Origin of the sequence: Halomonas sp. Y3 (assembly GCF_024137965.1) — a bacterium.
In the GTDB taxonomy this organism is placed as follows: Bacteria; Pseudomonadota; Gammaproteobacteria; order Pseudomonadales; family Halomonadaceae; genus Halomonas; species Halomonas mongoliensis.
The window spans coordinates 1,034,300-1,055,053 of the sequence record NZ_CP099975.1 but is presented as its reverse complement, the minus strand read 5'-3'; the positions used below and the strand labels follow the sequence as shown (position 1 = coordinate 1,055,053).

18 protein-coding genes and 1 pseudogene are annotated in these 20,754 nt (G+C 60.4%); 6 read left to right on the top strand and 13 right to left on the bottom strand.

Annotated features, from left to right (window positions below; translation table 11 throughout):
• Positions 1-130: 130 nt before the first annotated feature.
• From NHL60_RS05015 to NHL60_RS04975, 9 genes are all read right to left on the bottom strand, one after another.
• Positions 131-907, bottom strand: a complete 777-nt coding sequence (locus tag NHL60_RS05015; RefSeq protein WP_253449735.1) for a M48 family metallopeptidase — start codon at positions 905-907, stop codon at positions 131-133.
• The gene (locus NHL60_RS05010) at positions 904-4,197 is read right to left on the bottom strand and encodes a type I restriction endonuclease subunit R (protein WP_253449731.1); all 3,294 of its coding nucleotides are present in this window, start codon (positions 4,195-4,197) and stop codon (positions 904-906) included. Before NHL60_RS05010 ends, NHL60_RS05015 begins: the two co-directional genes overlap by 4 nt.
• 11 nt (positions 4,198-4,208) lie before the next feature.
• A complete protein-coding gene (locus tag NHL60_RS05005; RefSeq protein ID WP_253449728.1) occupies positions 4,209-5,489 on the bottom strand; it encodes an AAA family ATPase in 1,281 nt (426 codons plus the stop codon).
• Positions 5,483-6,733 (bottom strand): restriction endonuclease subunit S, encoded by a 1,251-nt coding sequence (locus NHL60_RS05000; protein WP_253449725.1) that lies wholly within the window; start codon positions 6,731-6,733, stop codon positions 5,483-5,485. The genes NHL60_RS05005 and NHL60_RS05000 overlap by 7 nt, the downstream gene beginning before the upstream one ends.
• Positions 6,723-7,535: a Fic family protein gene (locus NHL60_RS04995; RefSeq protein ID WP_253449722.1), complete on the bottom strand. Its 813-nt coding sequence runs from the start codon at positions 7,533-7,535 to the stop codon at positions 6,723-6,725. Before NHL60_RS04995 ends, NHL60_RS05000 begins: the two co-directional genes overlap by 11 nt.
• A 152-nt stretch (positions 7,536-7,687) precedes the next feature.
• The gene (locus tag NHL60_RS04990) at positions 7,688-9,220 is read right to left on the bottom strand and encodes a type I restriction-modification system subunit M (RefSeq protein ID WP_253449720.1); all 1,533 of its coding nucleotides are present in this window, start codon (positions 9,218-9,220) and stop codon (positions 7,688-7,690) included.
• Between the two features lie 15 nt (positions 9,221-9,235).
• Entirely contained in the window at positions 9,236-9,913 is a 678-nt protein-coding gene (locus tag NHL60_RS04985) for a restriction endonuclease subunit S (RefSeq protein ID WP_253449719.1), read from the bottom strand.
• 154 nt (positions 9,914-10,067) lie between these two features.
• Complete coding sequence (locus NHL60_RS04980) at positions 10,068-10,766, bottom strand: hypothetical protein (RefSeq protein ID WP_253449717.1); 699 nt, start codon at positions 10,764-10,766, stop codon at positions 10,068-10,070.
• Between the two features lie 144 nt (positions 10,767-10,910).
• A complete protein-coding gene (locus NHL60_RS04975) occupies positions 10,911-11,117 on the bottom strand; it encodes a hypothetical protein (RefSeq protein WP_253449714.1) in 207 nt (68 codons plus the stop codon).
• A 2-nt stretch (positions 11,118-11,119) separates the two neighbouring features.
• On the opposite strand from NHL60_RS04975, the gene NHL60_RS04970 reads away from it, so the two are divergent.
• Positions 11,120-12,687, top strand: a protein-coding gene (locus tag NHL60_RS04970; RefSeq protein ID WP_253445349.1) for an IS3 family transposase whose coding sequence is annotated in 2 segments (ribosomal slippage) — positions 11,120-11,585 and positions 11,585-12,687 — 1,569 coding nt in all. Because the reading frame shifts where the segments join, the coding sequence is not laid out codon by codon here.
• Positions 12,688-12,693: 6 nt separating this feature from the next.
• On the opposite strand, the gene NHL60_RS04965 is transcribed toward NHL60_RS04970, so the two are convergent.
• Positions 12,694-12,984, bottom strand: a complete 291-nt coding sequence (locus NHL60_RS04965; RefSeq protein WP_253449711.1) for a DUF4236 domain-containing protein — start codon at positions 12,982-12,984, stop codon at positions 12,694-12,696.
• 418 nt (positions 12,985-13,402) lie between these two features.
• Between NHL60_RS04965 and NHL60_RS04960 the strand changes: the two genes are divergently transcribed.
• Positions 13,403-13,717: a DNA-binding transcriptional regulator gene (locus NHL60_RS04960; RefSeq protein WP_133483950.1), complete on the top strand. Its 315-nt coding sequence runs from the start codon at positions 13,403-13,405 to the stop codon at positions 13,715-13,717.
• A 927-nt stretch (positions 13,718-14,644) separates the two neighbouring features.
• Here the strand turns inward: NHL60_RS04960 and NHL60_RS04955 are convergent.
• Positions 14,645-16,063 (bottom strand): IS1380 family transposase, encoded by a 1,419-nt coding sequence (locus NHL60_RS04955; RefSeq protein WP_253452014.1) that lies wholly within the window; start codon positions 16,061-16,063, stop codon positions 14,645-14,647.
• A 559-nt stretch (positions 16,064-16,622) separates the two neighbouring features.
• Between NHL60_RS04955 and NHL60_RS04950 the strand changes: the two genes are divergently transcribed.
• From NHL60_RS04950 to NHL60_RS19550, 3 genes and pseudogenes are all read left to right on the top strand, one after another.
• Positions 16,623-17,489 (top strand): ParA family protein, encoded by an 867-nt coding sequence (locus tag NHL60_RS04950; RefSeq protein WP_253449708.1) that lies wholly within the window; start codon positions 16,623-16,625, stop codon positions 17,487-17,489.
• A pseudogene (locus NHL60_RS04945) lies at positions 17,476-17,589 on the top strand (hypothetical protein); the annotation flags it as partial. The gene NHL60_RS04950 and the pseudogene NHL60_RS04945, both read left to right, overlap by 14 nt.
• A 52-nt stretch (positions 17,590-17,641) precedes the next feature.
• Positions 17,642-18,250 (top strand): hypothetical protein, encoded by a 609-nt coding sequence (locus tag NHL60_RS19550; RefSeq protein WP_301271093.1) that lies wholly within the window; start codon positions 17,642-17,644, stop codon positions 18,248-18,250.
• 84 nt (positions 18,251-18,334) lie between these two features.
• Here NHL60_RS19550 and NHL60_RS04935 read toward each other — a convergent pair whose 3' ends face one another.
• The gene (locus tag NHL60_RS04935; protein WP_253449705.1) at positions 18,335-19,477 is read right to left on the bottom strand and encodes a CaiB/BaiF CoA-transferase family protein; all 1,143 of its coding nucleotides are present in this window, start codon (positions 19,475-19,477) and stop codon (positions 18,335-18,337) included.
• Positions 19,478-19,480: 3 nt separating this feature from the next.
• The gene (locus NHL60_RS04930; RefSeq protein ID WP_253449702.1) at positions 19,481-19,852 is read right to left on the bottom strand and encodes a cupin domain-containing protein; all 372 of its coding nucleotides are present in this window, start codon (positions 19,850-19,852) and stop codon (positions 19,481-19,483) included.
• A 131-nt stretch (positions 19,853-19,983) separates the two neighbouring features.
• Between NHL60_RS04930 and NHL60_RS04925 the strand changes: the two genes are divergently transcribed.
• Positions 19,984-20,742 carry an IclR family transcriptional regulator gene (locus NHL60_RS04925; RefSeq protein WP_253449698.1) on the top strand — a complete coding sequence of 253 codons (759 nt, stop codon included), beginning with the start codon at positions 19,984-19,986 and terminating at the stop codon, positions 20,740-20,742.
• Positions 20,743-20,754 lie beyond the last annotated feature (12 nt).

Below are 20,754 nucleotides of genomic sequence, written 5' to 3'. Positions count from 1 at the left end.
AATCGAATTGGCGGCTGCAGCTTGAAAATGTGTCCGCTCTGACTTGACCAAAACATTATCTGGTGACGGCTGCATCATGGCAAGGCCTCGTTTCCAGGTTAGAGAGCCGGCAAGGGGCAGTCTTTGCCCCTCACTCATTCAACAGCAGCTCCGACATCCCATCCAGCCGGTGCTTCACGGCCTCCCAGCGCGGCATGGCGTAGCCGAGAAGGTCGTAGAAGCGCTGGCTGTGGTTGTGCTCTTCCAGGTGACAGAGCTCATGGAGGATGACGTAGTCGATGCACTCGGTGGGTGCCTTCACCAAGTGCGGATTGAGCAGGATGCTGCCAGTAGGGGAGCAGCTGCCCCACTGGGTCTTCATCTCCAGCAGCCGCCACTCGGGTCGCTCCTGCAGCCAGCGTAGCCGCTCTGCGACGTGATTCAGACGCCGCTGGAAGACGTCATTGGCACGCTGCCGGTACCAGGCACGCAGCTCACTCCTGACCCTCTCCCGGGCCAGGTCTGTGCCCGTCACGCGGACCTGGCCGCGCAGCAGCTTGACGTGGCGCTCCTCCTCGCTGGGCACGCACTTGAGTACATAGCGACGGCCCAGATAGAAGAGCGTCTCGCCGCTGACATAGTCGCGCGGCAGCACGTGACGCTGACGCTCATGAATGGCATCCAGGTGCTCTACCACCCAGCGGGCACGCTTGAGCAGGGCTCTCTTGGCCTCGGCAAGCGAGGTACCGCTGGGCGTCTGCACCTCGACCTCGCCGTTGGGGTGCACGTGAATCACCGCCTTGCGGGGCCTAGGCGTTGCCGCGGTATCCAGCTGGGTCCAGTAAAAAGGTAGCGACCGCGCTCCATAGCGCACGGCGTGCTGCGCCGGCGCCTGCTCATGGCCGTTTGCATGGTGGATCTCGCTCATCCGCGCTGCCGCCCTACCCGCACGATATGGATCACGTCATCGATGATCGCCTTGGCCTGCTCCAGGCCGAAGCGCTTGAACAGGGTCGGCAGCAAGGACTTGCGAATACCGGCCTCGATGCCCTGAGGGTTCAGGGTGTTTTCTGCCACCTGCTGGTCAACCAGGGCATCGATAGCCAGCGCTTCGTCTACCAGCGCCTGATGCTCCTCCTCCGGCATGGTCTCGAAAGCGGTATCGCCCAGCTGCAGTCGGAACACGCCGTAGTAGGCCCGCGCATGGGCGTTGTCCTTGAGAGCGGTGGGAATGCTCGGCAGATTGCGCTCGCGCACCTGCTCCTCGACCTCCTTGAGCAGGGCATACTGCTTGCCCGGGAAATCGAAGAGCGCATCGGCTTCCTGGATCGCCTGGCGCAGCAGCTCGGAGAATACCTTCTGGGCGTAGGGGTCATCCCCAAGCTCCTGCTCGATAGTCTTCTTGGTGCGGGTGCGGATCCGGTCGGCCTCGTTGCGGGCCTTCTCGTCGCTCCACTCCTCCTCCGGCTGCTGGCCCAGCTGCTCGACGGCATAGAGGCCAGGGCCGCTGCGCACTTCAAGGCCAGTCACGTCGCTGTCCACCAGCTTGCGGATCTGCTTCTCGTAGGTGGAGTAGTCGACCGTCTCCTGGGCGTCCTGGCGAGCGATCTGGCGCAGCTTGACGAACCAGCGCAGGTCGCGCTTGTAGGCGCTGACGGTGGCCTCGGAAAACGACTTGTCCTGGAAGAAGCTCTGCGACGACAGGGCGAGCTTCAGGCACATGCCGAACTCGGTCAGCGCCGCGTAGAAGTCCTCGCGTAGCGCCTGGCGCACGTCGACGTCATGCCCGTCCTCGTCCTGCTCGTAGTGGGGCATCAGCACGCGCCGGAACGCCTCCTGATCGGCGGTGTTCTCGACCTCGGCGAAAAAGCGCCACAGCCGCTCGTGCAGACCGGGCAGGCGCTTATATTCGGTGTCGACGTTATGGTAGAGGCCCTCGATATCCTCGATGTCGTAGCCGCCCTGGGTCTGCTCTTCCAGGTCCTGGTAGTCCTGAATGGCGGTATCCAGCTCCTTGAGAATGCCACGGTAGTCGACCAGCAGCCCGAAGGGCTTCTCCTCGTGCAGCCGGTTCACCCGGGCGATGGCCTGGATCAGGTTGTGCCCCTTGAGCGGCTTGTCGATGTAGAGCACCGCATTGCGGGGCTCGTCGAAGCCGGTCAGCAGCTTGTCGACCACGATCAGCAGGTCGGGCTCGCCATCGGCACCGAAGTCCTCGATGGCCTTGCGCTCATAGGCCTCGGCATCGCCGGGGACGTTGGCCTTCCACCACTGCTGCACCTCGGGCAGCGTGGCCTCATCGATACTCTCGTGCCCCTCACGAGTATCCGGCGAGGAGATAACGACCCGGGAGGTCACCTTGCCGATCTCATCCAACTCCTGCTTGTAGCGAATCGCCGAGTGCTTGCTGTCGCAGGCCAGCTGGGCCTTGAGGCCGTTTCGGTACTGCTTGATATGCCGCTCGAAATGCAGCGAGATGTCCCAGGCAATCAGCTGGATACGTCGCTTCGCGCCGTAGATGGCACCCCGCTTGGCGTACTTTTTCTTGAGGTCCGCCTTCTGCTCGTCGGAGAGCCCCAGGGTGATCTTGTCAAACCAGGCATCGATGGAAGCCTCGTTGATATCCAGCTCGGGGCGGCGCTCCTCGTAGAGCAGCGGCGTGACGGTGCCGTCATCCACCGCCTTGCGCATGGTGTAGGCGTGCACGATGGGGCCGAAGCGCTCCGCCGTGGTGGTCTTGTCGCGCTTGATCAGCGGCGTGCCGGTGAAGGCGATGAACGAGGCCCGCGGCAGGGCGTTGCGCATGCGCACATGGTTCTCGCCGCCGTGGCTGCGGTGCCCTTCATCCACCAGCACCAGGAAGTTCTCGCTGGGGTTGTAGCACTCCGGGTGCTTCACCGCCGAGCGGAACTTGTCGATCAGGGTGAACAGCACGCGCTGATTGCCCTGGCCGATCTCCCGGGCCAGCTCGCGCCCGCTGCTGGCCCGCGCTCGGTTGGCGATCTGCCCGCCCCCTACGCTCTGCAGGCCCAGAGCGCCGCCCTCGGCGAAGGTATTGGAGAGCTGTTTCTCCAGGTCGACCCGGTCGGTGACCACCAGCACCCGGCACGCCTTGAGCGCCTGATGCAGGATCAGCGCCTGGCTGAGAAACACCATGGTGAACGACTTCCCCGATCCGGTGGTGTGCCACACCACCCCGCCTTGGCGGCTGCCGTCCGGAGAGAACTGGGTGATCTGCTCGATCAGCGCCTCGATGGCGAAGAACTGCGGATAGCGAGCGACGATCTTCTTGCCCTTGCTGAACAGCAGATAGAAGCGAATGACCTTCAGCAGCCTGTCGGGGCGCAGCAGGCTGATCAGCATTCGGTCCTGCTCGGTGGGGAGCACCGGCTTGCTCCATAGCGCCTCGAAGTGCGTGCACACGCCGGGGGGCTTGTCGTCGAACAGCGCCTGACGAGTGGTTTCCGATAGCGGCTGATTCTTGAGGCGTTCGAACGTCACCTCCGGGATCTGCTCCTCTACCCAGCGCATCCAGAACTTGGCCGGGGTGCCAGTGGTGGCGTAGCGCCCATCGGTCAGGCTGATCGCCATCACCAGCTGGCTGTAGGCGAACAGCAGGGGAATCTCGTCGACCTTCTGGTTGCGCAGGGTCTGGCTGACCCCCTCGTCGATCATCGACTTGTTGGGGTTGCCGGAGGCCGCCTGCTTGGCCTCGATCACCACCACCGGAATGCCGTTGAGAAAGCCCACCAGGTCGGGGCGGCGCGTATGGGTGCCGTGTGCCGAGAGCACCTCGAACTCCTCGGTTATCTGGAAGTCGTTGGCCTCGACGTCCTGCCAGTTCACCAGCGGCACCGTGACCGCATGCTTCTGGCCGTTGGGCATGAACTCGGTGATGGTCACCCCCAGGGTCAGGCGCTCGTGAAGGCGCTGGTTGGCCACCATCAGCCCCTCGCCCAGACCCAGCGACAGCACCCCGTTGACCACCTGCTGAATGCCATCCGCGGAGAGCGGGTAGCGCTCGCCGCGGTACTCGAAGCGGTGTTGCCGAAGGTACGCCTCCAGCAGCGGCTTGAGCACCACCTCTCGGTTGGAGCGCCGGAGCTCGCCAACCTGGGCGGGCGGCAGGTAGCTCCAGCCGGCATTGATCAGCGTGGCCAGCGCGGGAATATGCGAGGCGTAGAGCTCGGTGGTGTTGGGAAGGTGCTGAGGTGTCACGATTCATATCCTTATGCTTGCGTCAGCCAGTCCAGTGCCTTGGCCTTCTTCTGCTCGGGCGATACCGGAGATTTCACGAAGCGATCGACCACGCCGCGGGTCACGAGCTCACCCAGCGGCCCCTGGGCCACCAGGCCGGGGTAGTCGTCCAGGTCGGCCAGCCGCACCAAACGGCTGTCGCCCTCTTCCGGGTCGCGGTAGCAGAACACCACGTCGCCAAGCGAAGCGTCAGGCAGTGCATCCATCAGCGCCGGATTGTGGGTGGAGAGCAGCAGGCGCAGGTGGCGCTGCTCCGCCAGCCGCCGCATGGTCTCCATCAGTTGAAAGGCCCGCGAGGGGTGGATGCCGTTATCGACCTCCTCGATGACCACGGCGGCCCCCTCCGGGGCGGAGAGCATCGCGGCGGCGATGGCCAGCACCCGCAGGGTGCCATCGGAGAGCAACTCTACCGACCACTCCCGCTCCTGATGGCCGAAGCTCTCGGCCAGGGAGAGCGCCACGCGCCCCTTGCGGTCTTCGAAAAAGCGCACATCGGTCACGTTCTGCTCGGGCAGACTCTTGATGAAATCGAGAATCCGCGGCCTGTTCTCCTCGGTCTGCCAGAGCTGATAGAGAACCCCCGAGAGATTGGCACCGTCACCGCGCAACGTGCGATCCGGGTGGCTATCGTCACGCATCAGCGCGGGCACCGGGTCGAGAAACAGCGTGGCCACCAGCTGGTCCTGAAACGCCTGGGTAGTGGCCGGGATCACATGGCGCGCCTTGTCATGCCCCTCCTGAAACATCGCCGAGCTGGCGAGCTGGCACATCACGGCGATCTGGTCGGTGCAGGTCAGCTGTGGCTTGCGCCCGCCCCGGGCGAAGTTGTTGTAGGCCACGCGAATATCGGTGCTGAGCCCCTGGGATACCTGCTCCACCTGGTAGAGAGGAAAAGCCTCGCTGGGGGAGCTGATGGTTTCCTGGGTGATATGCAGCTCGCCGTCGCGCCGAGCGATCGCGATGTCGAACTGGTGCCAGTCGCTATCGTCCCGACGACAGCCCAGCCCAAAGGTATCGGCACCGAGATAGCCCAGGTCGCGCACCTGACCGCGCAGGATCTCCTCGGAGTCGTCCACCCGATGCTTGAGCACCGAAAGCTTCTGCCCCTGCCCCAGCCAGCAGAGGAATCGGAACGCCTCGATGGCGTTGCTCTTGCCCGAGGCGTTCGCCCCGATCAGCAGCGTCAGCGGTGCCAGCGGCAGCGACTGCCGGCGGTAGCTCTTGAAGTGGTCGATCAGGATGCGCGTCAGCATGCGGCCTCCTCGGTGGGAGCGGTCGCCTCCACCTTGACCCGGCGCTTGCCGGTGAGCAACTGCTGCATCAGGGCTTTTTTCTCCTGGCGAAGGCAGTCGAGGCGGCGCTGCTGGGCTTTGATTTTTGCATCTGCGTGAGAGAGCACTTTGGCAATGGCCTTTTGTTCCTCTTTGGGAGGAAGCGACAGCCTGAGGTCGAAAAAATCAGAAGGCTTAACATTCAGCAAACCATGAGCACGTCCGCCTTCAGCAGCCACCTTTTTCAATCCCCGGTTCAGCACCCCCGACTCAAAATAGTGTTCCATAAACTCTTCACAAGCGTCAGCAGCTTGCACCTCAAAGCAGATATACAGGCTGGTCACGACGGCATCATCATAAAGATTCAGGCGCTTGATGGCTCCCATGGGATAGCCATCTGAATAACTCTTGTTATAAGCAAACTGCCCCTTCCTCAGTATGGTATACCCATCTAAAGTTTCAGAGGCAACTGACTTGTTGAAAAAATCCGTTTGCCTGATAAGCCCGCGCTTACCGGAAATGGTCACCACATTATTACTTTGACCATTATTTTTTTCTGAAACACGCTTGGCAATATCTCCCATTTTCACCAACTGCCACTCTTCCACAAAGCCTGGCAGCCGCCGCTTGCCGGTAAGCAGATTTTGCATCAGGGCAAGCTTCTGCTGCTGGCCAGTTTCGACCAGGCGCTCAGAAATAGTGATCGCCGCGTCCCATGCGGAGAGAACTCGTGCAATTTTTTCTTGTTCATACATTGGTGGCAAGAGAAGCGGCGTCTTCTCCACTACTGATTTATTGATCTTCACCATCGACCCACTACTACCAGCCGAAGATGAACGGAAATATCCTCTCACGCTGGGGCTTTTCAGAAGCTGCTCCATAAACCTGGGGCTAGCCTCCCTTTCATTTATCCTGAAGCGCATCATGAGATCAGGATACGAGTACCTTTCTGACTCACCTCTGAATACTGCAACACGCCCAACCTTCTCTGGCGTGTTAGATCGACTTACCAAAAAATCTCCAGACTCAAGAAAACTCGCCTTGACTTTATTATCATCTGGCGCGGGCTTTACTTCGCTCAGCTTAATCTCACCTTCCTGAAGAGCCCCCAGCCCCAGCACCCACAATCCAGTCTCATTATGCGCTGGAAGTGGTGAATAACCATTTTTAACTCCGCCCTCAATAACGTCCTTGAGGTTCTTGCGGCTCCACCCCTCAGGAATCATCTCCAACCTCCTTGTTCTGTGCCTGCAGGGACTTCGGCTGCAGCGCCTGCTCCATTTCTTTCTCGATTCCCAACGCCCACCAGTAGGGCTCGAAGCTAAGCTCCACGCTATCGCTTAGCAGCTCGATAAACGGGCCGTAGTCGTCGCTGCAGTGGGCCGTATCCAGGGCTTCGTAGTAAGCCAAGCGCTGTTCAATCTGGATCAGCGCCGCCGGGAAGCCGGCCTTCATCAGCTCCAGATTCATCAGCAGCCGCGAAGTGCGGCCGTTGCCGTCCACGAAGGGGTGGATCTTCATAAACTCGCCTTGCACGCGGGCGGCGCGCTCGACCGGGTGCAGCTGGTCGGCCACTTCACGGTACCAGGCGATAAAGTCGCTCATGGCCTGGGGCACGATATGGGCTTCCGACGGCCGATGGTCGGCCCCCGAGATCACCACATTGATCTGTCGGTAGACCCCGGCATGCTCGTCGTCGATGTTCTTCAACACCAGCTGGTGCAGCGACTTGATCAGCCACTCTGAAAGCGGCTCGTTCTGGCTGACCAGGTCCTCCACCATCAGGATCGCTTCCCGGTGGTTGATCGCCTCGAAGTGCTCGCGCAGGGTCTTGCCGCCCACGGTGATGCCTTCCAGGACGACCTTGGTTTCCTTGAGGGTCAACGTGTTTCCCTCGATGGCGTTGCTGTGATAAGTCCACTGCAGCACCAGGGAGTCGTGGAGGTTCTCCACCACCTGGCGCGGTAGCGGCCGGTGCCGGTCCAGCTGCGCCTTCAGCCAGTCCAGATGGGCGAAACGCTCAGACACAGCGCACCTCCAGCCCTGCCAACCAGATTCGGAACGCAGTGCGTACCGAATTCGAGACGCAGTGCGTCGCGAATTCAGCAGACGCCGCCCCTCGAATGACGCAACCGTTCCAAGAGTGCACGCTTTGGGCCTGGGTGATGACCTGACAAGGTTTATTCCACATAGCCCAGCTCCTTGAGATACCCCTCCATCTCGCGGTCCAGCTCCTCGAGCCGCTGCTGCAGCTTGTGGCGCTCAGCGCGCACCGCCATCAGATCGATCTCCTCCTCTTCCTCGAAGGTGTCGACGTAGCGGGGAATGTTGAGGTTGTAGTCGTTCTCCTGAATCTCCTCCAGCGTGGCAAGGTGGCTGTACTTGTCGACCTCCTCGCGCTGCTGATAGGTACGCACGACCTTGGCCACGTTCTCGTCGCTGAGCTGGTTCTGGTTCTTGCCGGCGACGAATTCGCGGCTGGCGTCGATAAACAGCACCTTGTCGTCGGTCCTGTCCTTGCGGAACACCATGATGGCCGCCGGGATGCCGGTGCCGTAGAAGAGCTTCTCCGGCAGGCCGATCACCGCGTCGAGCAGGCCCTCATCGATCAGCTGTTTGCGAATCTTGCCTTCGCTAGAGCCACGGAACAGTACGCCGTGGGGGACCACCACCCCCATCCGTCCGGTGCGTGGCTTGAGCGTCTCGATCATGTGCAGGATGAAGGCGTAGTCGCCCTTGGTCTTGGGCGGCACGCCGCGGCGGAAGCGCCCGTAGGGGTCGCTGCCGGCACCCTCGTGGCCCCACTTCTCCAGCGAGAACGGCGGATTGGCCACCACCACGTCGAAGTGCTTCAGCTTGCCCTCACCGTCCAGCAGCTTGGGGTTACGCAGGGTATCGCCCCATTCGATCTTGTGGTTGTCGATGCCGTGCAGAAACATATTCATCTTGGCCAGCGCCCAGGTACTGCCGATGGCCTCCTGGCCATACAGGGCAAAGCGCTTGGAGCCGTCATAGGCGCTGCGGATCTGGTTGGCACACTTCAGCAGCAGTGAGGCGGACCCGCAGGCCGGGTCGCAGATCTCGTCGTTCTCCCTTGGTGCTACCAGCTCAGCGATCAGCTCGGAGACCTCCGGCGGAGTATAGAACTCGCCGGCCTTCTTGCCGGACGAAGCGGCAAACTGCTTGATCAGGAACTCGTAGGCGTTGCCGATGATGTCGAGCTTGCCCACCCGGCTCGGGCGCAGATTGAGGTCGTCCTTTGCAAAGTCCTCCAGCAGCGACTTCAGGATCTCGTTCTTCTGCTTCTCATCACCCAGCTTGGTGGAGTTGAAGCTGATGTCCTGGAACACGTCGGCCAGCTTGCCGGTATTGGCTTCTTCGATGGCATGCAGGGCCTTGTCGATGCGCTCGCCGTTGCCGGGCTCATGACGCGCCTCGTGCAGGGCGTAGAAGTTGGCGTCCGGCGGCAGCACAAAACGCTCGTTCTGCATCAGCTCATTGATCAGCCCCGGGAAGTCACCGTGCTCGGCCTTGTACTGGTCGTAGTGATCCTGCCAGACGTCGGACAGGTACTTCACGAACAGCATGGTCAGGACGTAGTCCTTGTAGATGCTTGGGTCGACGGTGCCGCGAAAGGTATCGCAGGCGTTCCAGACCGCCTTGTTGATACGGTCCTGCTTGATGGCGTCAGTGCTGTTGAGTTCAGTGCTCATGGCTATCCTCCCTGATCAGTGGTGGCCGGCGACGGCCGAAGCATGCGGTATGGTGTTTGAAGCTGACTGCGGCGCCCGCGCCTGAGCGAGGACGGCGCTGCCCAGGGCCTGCATCTGCAGAGCCCGGTTTTCGATGAGCGCCTGCAGCTGCGTCGCCTCTTCCCGGGCGGCGCGGTGATAGGCCACCACCAGCGCCTGCCGTGCGAGATCGGGAAGGGTCACGGGCAGCGCCTTGAGCTGCTGTTTGGTAACGCTGTGCTGGGCCGAGCCCTGGCCCCAGCGGGCAAGGTAGGCCTGGGCGTCGTGATGATTGATCTGCCACGCCAGAAATTCGGACGAGACCTTGCTCCTGGCTTCCTCGTTCAGTCGAATCAGGAAGAAGTGTGGCGTGCAGACCGTCTCGGCAGGAATCTCGTCCGGCACCACGGCCGCGAAGAAGCGCGAGCCGCGAGAGATAAAGAGCAGATCACCGGGCTGCAGGTAGTCCGGCTTGCGCTTGCCCTCCAGGGTGACCCGGTCAAACGCATCCTCCCGGCAGCTGGACCCAAAGCCGTGCTCCGGGTCCAGGTGGCGCACCTGCACCACCCGCGCACTGCCCTTGGGGTCGTGCTTGAGCGCCCCGCGAAAGGGGTAGCCTGGCTTGATCTCGGCGAGGGCCTCCAGGGGCACCTCATGGGGTGTTGCGGTCGTCATCGCGCTCCGCCTTGTTGCGTCATCCGTCATGATGCAACGAAGCGTAGGCGACCGGTGCGCACATATCAAGGATATTTTTGCATCATTCGCCAAGATGCAAAAAGCGGCTCGCTATTGGCCAGTTCCTAGGCGGGTGCCTGATAGGTTGCAGCGCCTACACCAGCTTGAACGGCTCGATATCGCGAAAAATACCGGTCTTGGTCATGTCGCGGCGCAGGGTGAAGGCCTCCATGGCTGCTACCGGATCCACCTGGTCCAGCCTGTCGAAGTGGATCCTGCTCCACTGCTCGCGAGTGACCTTGACGCTGAACAGATACTGGTCGCGCTCGCCGCCGGTGGCCGGGTCGGTGATCTGGCGATAGCCGGAGATCTTCGCCTCCTGCACAGCGGGCAGGCGGGCAAACACCGCGCCCAGCACGCGAAAGGCGATGCCGTGAACGTGGTCCCGATAGAGTTCACGCTGCCGGGTATCGCTGAGCCGGCGGGGCGTCAGCCTGATCTGCTTGGCGGGCATGGTCCAGTAGCGGTCGGGCATCTCGTCCTCACAGGGGAGGTCGATATCCACGGCAATGGTGCTGACGTCGCTGCCGAGGTCGAAGTCGATGGCGGTTTCACGGGGCCAGTCGATCTCCTCCAGGCGTTCACGCAGCGTCTGCTCCATGGCGTCCGGATCGTGCAGCACGCCTTCCCCCTCGCGAAGGTGGCGTGCGAATTCCGCTTCATCGTGCTTCGCCTTGCGCCGCTCCCAGTCACGATAGGCCTGATCAAAGGCCGTCTGCCGGCGCCGGTTCTCCTCCTCAACGCGCCGCCTGGCGGGCGGCCATAGCCGATGCCACCAGGCGGGCTGACGCAACGCCGGTAGCGCCGGCGGCGCTTCGGTGAAGTCTCGGGTGACGTAGCCGGTGATATCCGGGTGGGGCGTCTCCTCGTGGAGCCGCCCCAGGCGATCCAGGTCGGCGTTGAGGCGCTCGCAGTGCTGTGCCAGCTGCTCGCGCAGTTACTCCCCGGCATGCCGCCGCAGCACCCGGGCCTCGTCGTCGCTCATCGGCGTGCCGTCACCGTGGGCATAGTGGATGCCACCATCACCGTCGATATCCAACCGGATGGGCAGCGACTCGCCCTGAGCCACCCCCAGTGTCAGGATGACTGTCGTGCCCTCTGATACCCTGTTCTTGTAAACCGACCAGGGGGCGAAAGGAGACACTCATGCCTCGTTACTCAGAGGAGCGCCGGCAAGCCGTGGTCACCAAGCTGCTGCCTCCCCACAACCTCTCCCCGCAGGTGATCGCGGAGCAGGAAGGGATCTCGTTGGGCACCGTCTACAAGTGGCGCAAGGAAGCCCGTGCCGAAGGGCGCTGCCTGCCGGATGCGCTGGGCAAGGGCGCCGATGGCTGGTCGTCAAAGGACAAGTTCAACGCCGTGCTTGAAACCGCTTCGATGAACGCCCAGGAGACGGCGGAGTACTGCCGCCGCCGCGGGATCTACCCCGAGCAGCTGGAGCGGTGGCGCCATGACTGCGAACAGGCTGCCAGCCTCTCGCACTCCGAACGCCAGCGTGAAGCCGATGAGGCCAAGCAGCAGCGCAAGCGCATCAAGGCGCTGGAAAAGGAGCTCGCCCGCAAGAACGAGGCCCTGGCGGAGACCGCAGCGTTGCTGGCCCTCAGAAAAAAGGCGAGGGCGATCTGGGGGGACGAGGACGCATGATCAGCACCCCAGATCGCCAACGCGCCATCGCGCTGATCGACGAGGCCAGGGCCCAGGGAGCACGCCTGGAGACTGCTTGCCGCGAGCTGGGCATCACCGCCCGAACGTACCAGCGCTGGACGCGCGGCGGAACGCTGCACGAGGACCAGCGCCCTTTGGTCGACCGGCCGGTGCCGGCTAATGCGCTGACACCGGCCGAAGAACAGGAAATCCTCGATGTGTGCCACCGCCCCGAGTACGCCAGCCTGCCGCCAGAGCAGATCGTGGTGCGCTTGTTCGATGAGGAGCAGCGCTACCTGGCCTCACCCTCGTCATTCTACCGGGTGATGCGCAAGCACCGCGAAATGGTGCACCGGGGCCGTGCCAAGCCACCTCAACGCCGCGCCAAGCCCACGACCTACCAGGCCACTGCGCCGAACCAGGTGTGGTCGTGGGATTGCACGTGGTTGGGCGGCCCGATCAAGGGGCAGCACTACTACCTGGTCATGATGGTCGACATCTTCAGCCGCAAGGTCACCGGCTGGGAGGTGTTCCTGGCCGAGTCGGCCCACAACTCCCGCACCGTGCTGGAGCGTGCCGTGCTGGCAGAACGGATCATTGACCAGCCGCTGGTGCTTCACGCGGACAACGGCAGCCCCTTCAAGGGCGCCACGCTGCTGGAGAAGCTGCATGAGCTCGGCATCACGCCCTCCTTCAGCCGACCGCGGGTCAGCAATGACAATCCCTACTCGGAGGCGCTGTTCCGCACCTGCAAGTACCGGCCCTGTTACCCCATACACGGGTTCGCCACGCTTAGCGACGCGCAAGAGTGGGTGGCCGGCTTCGTCCAATGGTACAACCACGAGCATCGCCACAGCGGGATCCGCCTGGTGACGCCGGCACAGCGCCATGCGGGCGAAGACAAGGCAGTGCTGGCCAAGCGCCACGTCATCAATCAGGCGGCGCGTGATGCCAATCCCGCTCGCTGGAGCGGCAAGACCCGCAACTGGACGCCGATCGGCACCGTGTCACTCAACCCGGAGCGGGAGCTCCAGGTCTCCGTCATCGAACCAGAAAAGCAGGTGGCGTGAATGACCTCAGAGGCGACAGATTCCTTGACAACTACCGGCCAGCAGCGCCTCCAGGCCCGCCGCGGGGCTTGCGCGGCCGGCGCCGCTGCTCCCGCGCCCGGCCGAACGGCCCCGGGCGTTGAGCTTCTGGCGATAGGCCAGCCCGGTGCCGGGAATGCCCGCGTGGCCGTGCACGCCCCTCGGCCCCACGCTGAGGCTCGCGCCCCGTGGGCCCACCGAAAGCCCGAGGCCCCGCTTGCTTAGATTGAGACGGATACCCGGCGCGAGGGTGATGCGGCGCTGGAAGCGAAATCCCACGGCGACCTCCTTGTCGGTAGATGCAGACAGCGCTTCATTCTGCACAGGTGCGCCGGCGTAGGGGAAGCGCATAGTGCAAAAACAGCAGAATCAGTGATTTAGGTAGGAGGCTTTCTGCAAAAGCTGCTGTTTCTTTCTGCAGCGCCACTTCAAGCAGGCGGCGCCACGGTAAGGCGAGAAGCGACCGGAGCCGGCAGCAACCCTTTACCCTTTCCCTTTGTCGTCCGGACTCTCCCCAGCCTTTCAGGGCAAGCCCCTTCCCCTTGAGCCCCCTTCCCTTCCAGCCTTTAGCCTTTCAGCCCTTGCCGCTCCGCCCCTGCAAAGGGGCTCTTGGTAGCGAGCGTAGGCTGCATTGACCAGCAGCGAAAAACATACGCAAATTGCGTATACTTTTTGGTGTCGTTACGAGGGCATGACCATGGACCGCAACATCTTTGACGAGCTAGTCGAGGGCTTCGACGCTTTGGCGGAGGAGCGCCAAGGCAAGCGCACGCTGCGCTCGCATCCTGTCGCTCTGGATGAGGTCCCTGACGTCACTGCCGATGAGCTCATCGCGCTGCGCGAGAAGCTGCATATGTCGCGACCGGTGTTTGCGATGTACCTGCGCACCAACCCCAGGACGCTGGAGAACTGGGAACAGGGCCGCGCCAAGCCCAACGCCCAGGCCAAGACCCTCATCCGGCTGGTCCAGAAGTACCCCGAGACCATCGAGCACCTTGCATCCCTTGGCTAACCTGGCTGGAGCTTGCCCCTCTCCATGTCTATGCTAAAGGGCTGATGTACCCAGGGAGGGACGCCCATGGCGCTGAAATCACTTCTCACCCGAGCCGCCAGCGTTGGCCGCCAGGCGGCTCGGAAGGCTCTCGACGGTGGGCAGCAGGAAGGCTGGTCCGACGGCTGGCACACCCAGGCGAGCACGACAGAGTCGCTGCGCCTGCTGCGCGACTCTGCCGCGGGCGTGGCCAAGTCCACTGCCCAAACGGCCGCCACCCAGGAGGGGTGGCGGCGCATCGCCCGGGGAGCCGGCAAGGTGGCCGGGGGAGCGGCCGTAGTAGCAGGGGGTGTTGCTCAGGGCGTTATGAGTTCCTCTGCAGAGGCGCAGGCCTCTCATATAAGCGACCCATGGAATGCAGATACGAGCAATCCCCAGACGAATCGAGGCATAGGGCTTTACTTCGACCATACTGGAGCCCCTATTGATGGTCTAGGTAACCCATTGTCCGAAGACTAGATTTCACCTACCTGGACAGAAAAGGGGATCACTTTGAACTGCAGGGCCGGCACCATCAGTGCATCAATCACCACATACTCACTAACCCCACCAATGCGCCTTCACAACATTCATCTGCGCGCCGCAGGCCGACTGCTCAAGGGATAGCAACTACCAGCTAGCAGCCGAGAGGGAAAGCCAGAACGAGGTTAACTCATCCCGCCTTATTCATGAGAGCGCGGGCTGAGTGGATTATCAGCCCTCGCTGCCAACACCGAACCATCGGCACTGCGTTGGCAGCATGAGAATCCGCTGCCATATGCAAAAACAGCGCATCTTTCCGTTATGTTTATAGCCTACAGGAATGGACTGCCGTCATTCGTGCAGCCGTCATCATCAGCCGAGGTGGGGCTGCTGTACGCATGGATCGGTGGTGGTATCGCCGACGAGTCAGTCCAGCGCGGTCAGCTTTGGCAGCCCCTTCAGCAAGGCAGGCCACCATTTGTCAGCCGCATCACCGAGGTGAATGGTGATGCGCCGAGCGTGAAGCGAGAGCGTCGCCGCTACCTTGAGCACCTGCTCGCGCATCCGGCTCAGACTCCAGCCCTGCCGGGTCTGACGCACCAGCAAGCAGCGCAGGCCATGCAGGACCTGATAGGCGTAGAGGCTCAGTAGCAGGCTCACCTCGTTGCGGGCCATGACGTCCTGGACCGTGGAGGCACCGCGATCCGTCGACGACAGGTGCACGTCCAGCGCCGATTTCACCTCGCCCATGTGGGCCTCGGCGCTGCCGCGCTTGCGATAGAGCGCCAAGACCTTTTCCGGCGGCCAGTCGAACTTGCCGAGGTTGGTGACCAGGAAGAAGGCATGCAGCAGCAAGTCATCGGGGCGCTCCTGCACCACCAACACCACGCGTCGTGGCGCTGGCCAGGAACCGGCTTGGTATTCAAGGTCATAGCACCATTCGCGAGGCTGTTCGGGCGGTCGGCCGCGGGGCCGCTTCAGGTAGGGCGCCGCCAGTGTCTGCAGGCCCTTGTGGCTGCGCAACCGGCCCAGATACTCGATGTCGCGCGTTTCCAGGGCCTCCAAGGTGTCATTGTCGGTAAATCCGGCATCGATGCGCACCCGAACCTGGGCGCCGGTGCTCTCGTTGAGCCGCTTCACCAGATGGGGGATCCAGGTGTCGGCGTTCTCGGCCGGACCGGCGTTGCCCTCTCGCAGCAGGCCGCCCACCATGTCACCGGTCTCGGCCAGCGAGGCCACCAGCGGCGAATAGATCCGGGTGCCGTACAGGCCATGATAGGCCGAACCGCCCTGGTGGCCGTGAACCTCGATCGGCAGGCCGTCGATGTCCAGCGTTAGCTGCTTAGGCCGCTCGCCGTTCTTCAGCGCGGTCAGGCGCCAGACCACCAGCCGCAGCAGGCCCTCGTGCACGGCATCGATGTTGTCGTTGCGGCCCAGGCAGGTGAGCAGCCTGGACAGCGTGGCTTGAGAGGGCCGGTCTTGGGCCAGGGGCGTCAGCCCACGCGCATCACTGCAGGCCAGCTGCCAGAGCGGATCACGTCGCAGCGTGTCGGTATCGCTGAGATCGATCCAGCCCATCGCCCGCTGTAGCACCAAGGTGCGTATCTGGCTGGCCAGCGAGTGGCGAATGCGCAGCGGATGGCGCGGATCGACCAGGTTGTCGTCGAGCGCCTCGATCACGCCGCTGCTGTCGAGGGCTTCCCGCAGCAGCAGCGCGCCGCTGTCGCTGGTGGTGCGTTGGCCGTCGAGCTCAACGCGGATGGACCCGTTGCAGGACGGAATCCAGGGAGATACGCTTTCACCCATAGCGGATGGCTCTCTTGGATCAGGTTCTTGGCGGAACACACTGATTTTACAAGAGAATGCCATCCGCTATCTTCGTTTTCAGGCCGGCCTCATGAATAAGGCGGGATAACTCCTGAGAGCTCAGCAAGGATTCTGAGGACAAACGGCTTGCGCCTAGCAGGCCTTCTTAAACCTACGGCTGGCGTTGAATAAGCAGGTTGATGAGTTGCTACTGTTAAGACGGTTTGGCCCCATGCGAGTCACCCAGTCGCCGGATGGTGAGCTAAGCACAACCGGATCAGGCGATGCAAAAGGTCTTTCTCTTGAGTTTAGCCAGCCCCTTGCGCGCCGGACAACTACACTGCGTAAAGGTACATCACCGGTACACACACCAGCTTCGTGTGATATCCTCATCTTTCGCTAACCTACTGATTCCAAAGAACTGTACCTTTCGCTCGATTACGGTTGCTTTTTTTTGTCAATCAGTAAGTTATTGTTTTAAAAGCGAACTCATAATCCCTTGGTCGCAGGTTCAAGTCCTGCTGGGCCCACCAGGTACGCACTGCATTGATTGGGGGTCGACCCTTACGCCACTCGTCACCACACGAGGGCAACATCAATGCGTATCATGTCTGTTATCTCCACCAAGGGCGGCGTCGGCAAGACCACCGTCACTGCCAATCTGGGCGGCCTCCTGGCCGATGCTGGCCTCAGGGTCCTGTTCATCGACCTGGACAGCCAGCCGACCCTCTCCAGCTACTATCCCCTTCGCACCGAAGCCCCCGGCGGCACCTATGAGCTGATCGCGCTCAGCGACACGGCGCCCGATCGCGTCATATCGCAGACGGCCCATCCCAACCTGGATGTGGTGATCTCCAACGATCACGCCGGCCAGCTCCCTCAGCTGCTGCTCAACGCCCCGGATGGCCGCTTCCGGCTCGCCCAGCTGCTCTCCCGCCTGTCGGGCTATGATCTCGTCCTGATCGACACCCAGGGGGCGCGCTCCATCACCCTGGAGATGGCGGTCCTCGCCTCTGATCACGCTCTCTCTCCCATCACCCCCGAGCTGCTCTCCGCCCGTGAGTTCGTGCGCGGCACCGTTGGCCTGCTGCGCGATCTCGAGGCGCTCAGCCATTTCACCCACCTTTCCGTTCCCCCCGTTTCTGTACTCGTGAATCGCCTGGATGAAACCGCCGATGCGCGGGGCATCCACCAGACGCTGGCAGAGATGTTCGCCGCCGGCGAGCAGGGCGTCACCGTCATGCAGAGCACTATCCGCGCCGGTGTCGCCTTCCGACAGGCGGCCAGCGCCGGGCTGCCGGCCCACCAGTTCGAGCCGCGCAAGCCCGCCGGCCGCAAGTCGCCCTCTGCTGCCGACCAGGTCAAGGCGATGGCCCGTGAGCTCAACCCCGACTGGCAGCCGCTGATCGACGCCATGGTCAGCACCACCGCCATGCAGGGAGGCTGCCACGATGAGTGCCATTGAGAACCTAGCCGAGCTTCGGGTGGCCGAGGAGCGCCCGGAAGCCGGCTATCTGCCTCCCCACAGCCTGGAAGCGGAGCAGTCGGTGCTGGGCGGTCTTTTGCTGGATAACGCCATGTGGGACGAGGTCGCCGACCACCTTGCCCGAGTGCGACGTGACCATCATCGACCTGGCCCACTTCGCCCGGGAGGGCTACGAGGCCCAGCTCGCCCTGGCGGTGATCAGCGTCACCAACATGATCACCAACTTGGCCGAGCGCGACCAGTACAGCGGGCGGCCCATCGTCCAGGTCATCGACGAGTGCCACCTGCTCACCGTCAACCCGCTGCTCAGCCCCTATCTGGTCAAGGTGGGCAAGATGGGCCGCAAGCTCTCCCACTGGATCTGGATGGCCACCCAGAACCTCGAGGACTTCCCGGACGCGGCCCGCAAGCTGCTCAACATGATCGAGTTCTGGCTGTGCCTCTACATGCCGCCGGACGAGATCGAGCAGGTCAGCCGCTTCAAGGAGCTCACCGCCACCCAGCGCAAGCTGATGGCCTCCGCCACCAAGGTCTCCAAGAAATATACCGAGGGGGTGGTGCTCTCAGGGCGCCTGGAGGCGCTGTTCCGGGTGGTGCCCCCCAGCCTCTACCTGGCCCTGGCCGGCACCGAGGGCGAGGAGAAGGCCGAGCGGATGCGGGTGATGCGCGAGCAGGGCGGCTCGGAAATCGAGTCAGCAGTTAAAATTGCATTAAAAGTTGATGCTTTAAGAGGGTTGTAAGCTCCAGGCTGTAATTATGAATGGAGAGAGCGGCGCACTATCTATGTGCATTAAGGAGAAGTGTGCCGCTGGAGTTTTTAGAAGTTAGTTTTCATTGCTTGATTTGCTATCGCTATTGTGCGCGCCTAGCTTTGGCGGTGGGGAGTTTTCGCTCTGAAGAGATCCAATGAAACTTACAGGGTGCCTCGTCGTAGTGACAACCCCCTCTGAAGGATGCAAATATGTTTCGAAGAACTGAACAGAAAGAAGGTGTGGGTTGGTGAAAAGATCATCTAAAGTATTTGTTCTTCCACATGGCACATCATGTTGTTCAAGGAGTTCTATCCAGTCGTTCGTGGTGCGTGAGATGAACTTTCCGGATATGTGGGAATAAAGCCTATCGATATTCTTAGAGCGCTCATGATCATCCATGGCCAAAGATGAAAGAATGCTATCTTGAGTGCCAAGCAATTCAAAGAGGCTTTTCCAATGCTTGCCACTATAAGGCATGACGGTGATGAACGAATCAGATGTTTCAAATGGCCTTCTGTTCTTCGAAAGCATCCTTGTATATCCCGCCTTTCCATTTTTAGGATCAAAAGCTTTTTCTGCTATGTGCTCAGAGAGTAAAAAACTAGCCAAGCACTCGAACATTGGGACGTGAATGTTGCTTCCCTCTCCTGTTCTTAACTTGTGAACTATTCCTGCTAATATTGATTGAGCAGCGAATAGTGCGGCTATTTTGTCAGCAAGCACAGTTGGCACGTACTGAGGACGACCGTTTTGCGCGCCTGCTAACCAGGCAATACCAGATTCCGCTTGAATTATGTCATCATATGCAGGTTTGTCAGCATAAACTCCATCAGCACCGAATCCTGTTGCTGCACAGTATACAATTTCAGAATTTATCGCACTTATATGCTCGTGGCTTATGCCCAACCTTTCAGCAGCCTTTGGTCGCATATTATGTATGAACACATCGGCGTTTTTTATGTGGTCAATTAAAGAGTCGTACTCTTCCTTTCTTTTCAGGTTCAGACATATGCTTCTTTTGTTTTTATTGATATTGAGAAATCCTGCTCCCATTCCGTTGCTTCTGCTTGGGCCCACATACCTAAAAATATCACCTTCGGGTGGCTCGATCTTGATTACATCGGCGCCAAGGTCTGCAAGAATTTGGGTTGCGTAAGGCCCCAGCACAACCGAGGTCAAGTCTACTATTTTGATATTGTTGAGTATTTTCAGCATGAGTTAGCCTTTGTTGTTGCTGATAGGTGGTGAGTATACGATGATCATTTCGAGCGCTGATTCACCTATGCTTTTCACATAATGATATGCGTTTGGCGGGATGTTGATAATCTCGCCCTTCATGCAGGTTTTTTTGTCACCTTTATTTAGTATTACTTCTGCTTCACCAGAAAGAATATAGATGCTCTGGTAGCTATTGGAGTGATAGTGCTCTTCTGCCACGCCGCCGGGCTCAATTGAGCCATGAACCATCTCAAAATGCTGTGCCTCGTTGGCTAAAACTAGGCGCCTATTTGTCGTGCCTGAGTGACCAGGTGGGGTGTAGGTGGGGAGGTCAAATAATGAGTGAAATGTAGCTAAGTCACTGTTTCTCATGAGTTTTCACCTAGGTTCTTGTCGGTTGGTATCTTTGATGTTGCCATGGTCTGGAACCTGTGCCAAGCTTGAATGGACCATCGGTTCACTGAGTGGTCCGATAGAGTTGGCTTAACAGGAGAGCTGAGCTAGTGAGTCAAAAGCATGTATCAGCACTGCAGCGTGGCCTGTTGGTTATGGAGACGGTCAATGAGCATGGCCCCATTGGACTGTCGTCTATTCAGGGCTTGTGTGGCTTGCCAAAAGCCACTGTGTTAAGAATGCTTGAAACTCTGTGTTCTTCAGGATATGTGCAGTTTGATAATGAAAAAAAGACCTACCAGGTAGGTGCGCGGGCACTTGCTCTTTCAAATAACTTTTCGTTTGAAAATCATCTTCTCACTGTTATTAGGCCTGTTGTTGAAGATCTCAGAAGCAAGCTTGGTTGGCCATCAGACGTTGCTGTTTTTCAGCACGACAAGATGGTGATTGTGGACACGAATAGAAAGCCGGGAATGCTGAGTGCTAATCGAACTATTGGCTCCCGAATTCCTATAATGGCTTCTGCAACAGGAAGGGCTTACATATCTGCTCTTGAGAAAAAAGAACGTGATGAGTTGGTTGTGCGCTTGGCTAGCTCAGAAGACCCCTTTGAAAAGTTGGCAAGAAAAATTAATCATGTTGAAGCATTGGTAGCTGAGACAGTTGAAAGAGGGTATGCGATATCTGACCAAGAGTTTCTTTCAGGAAATATTGGTGCTGCAGTTTCAATAGTGCATGATGCTAAGGTTGTCTGCGTAATTAACCTTATTGCTTTGGCTAGGATTTCGTCTTTGGATGTGGTCCAAAGGGAAAGTGTCCCTCTCCTATTGCACGCAAAGCGTAAGATTGAGGGGCTTTTAAAAAAATAAGCTATCAAGGAG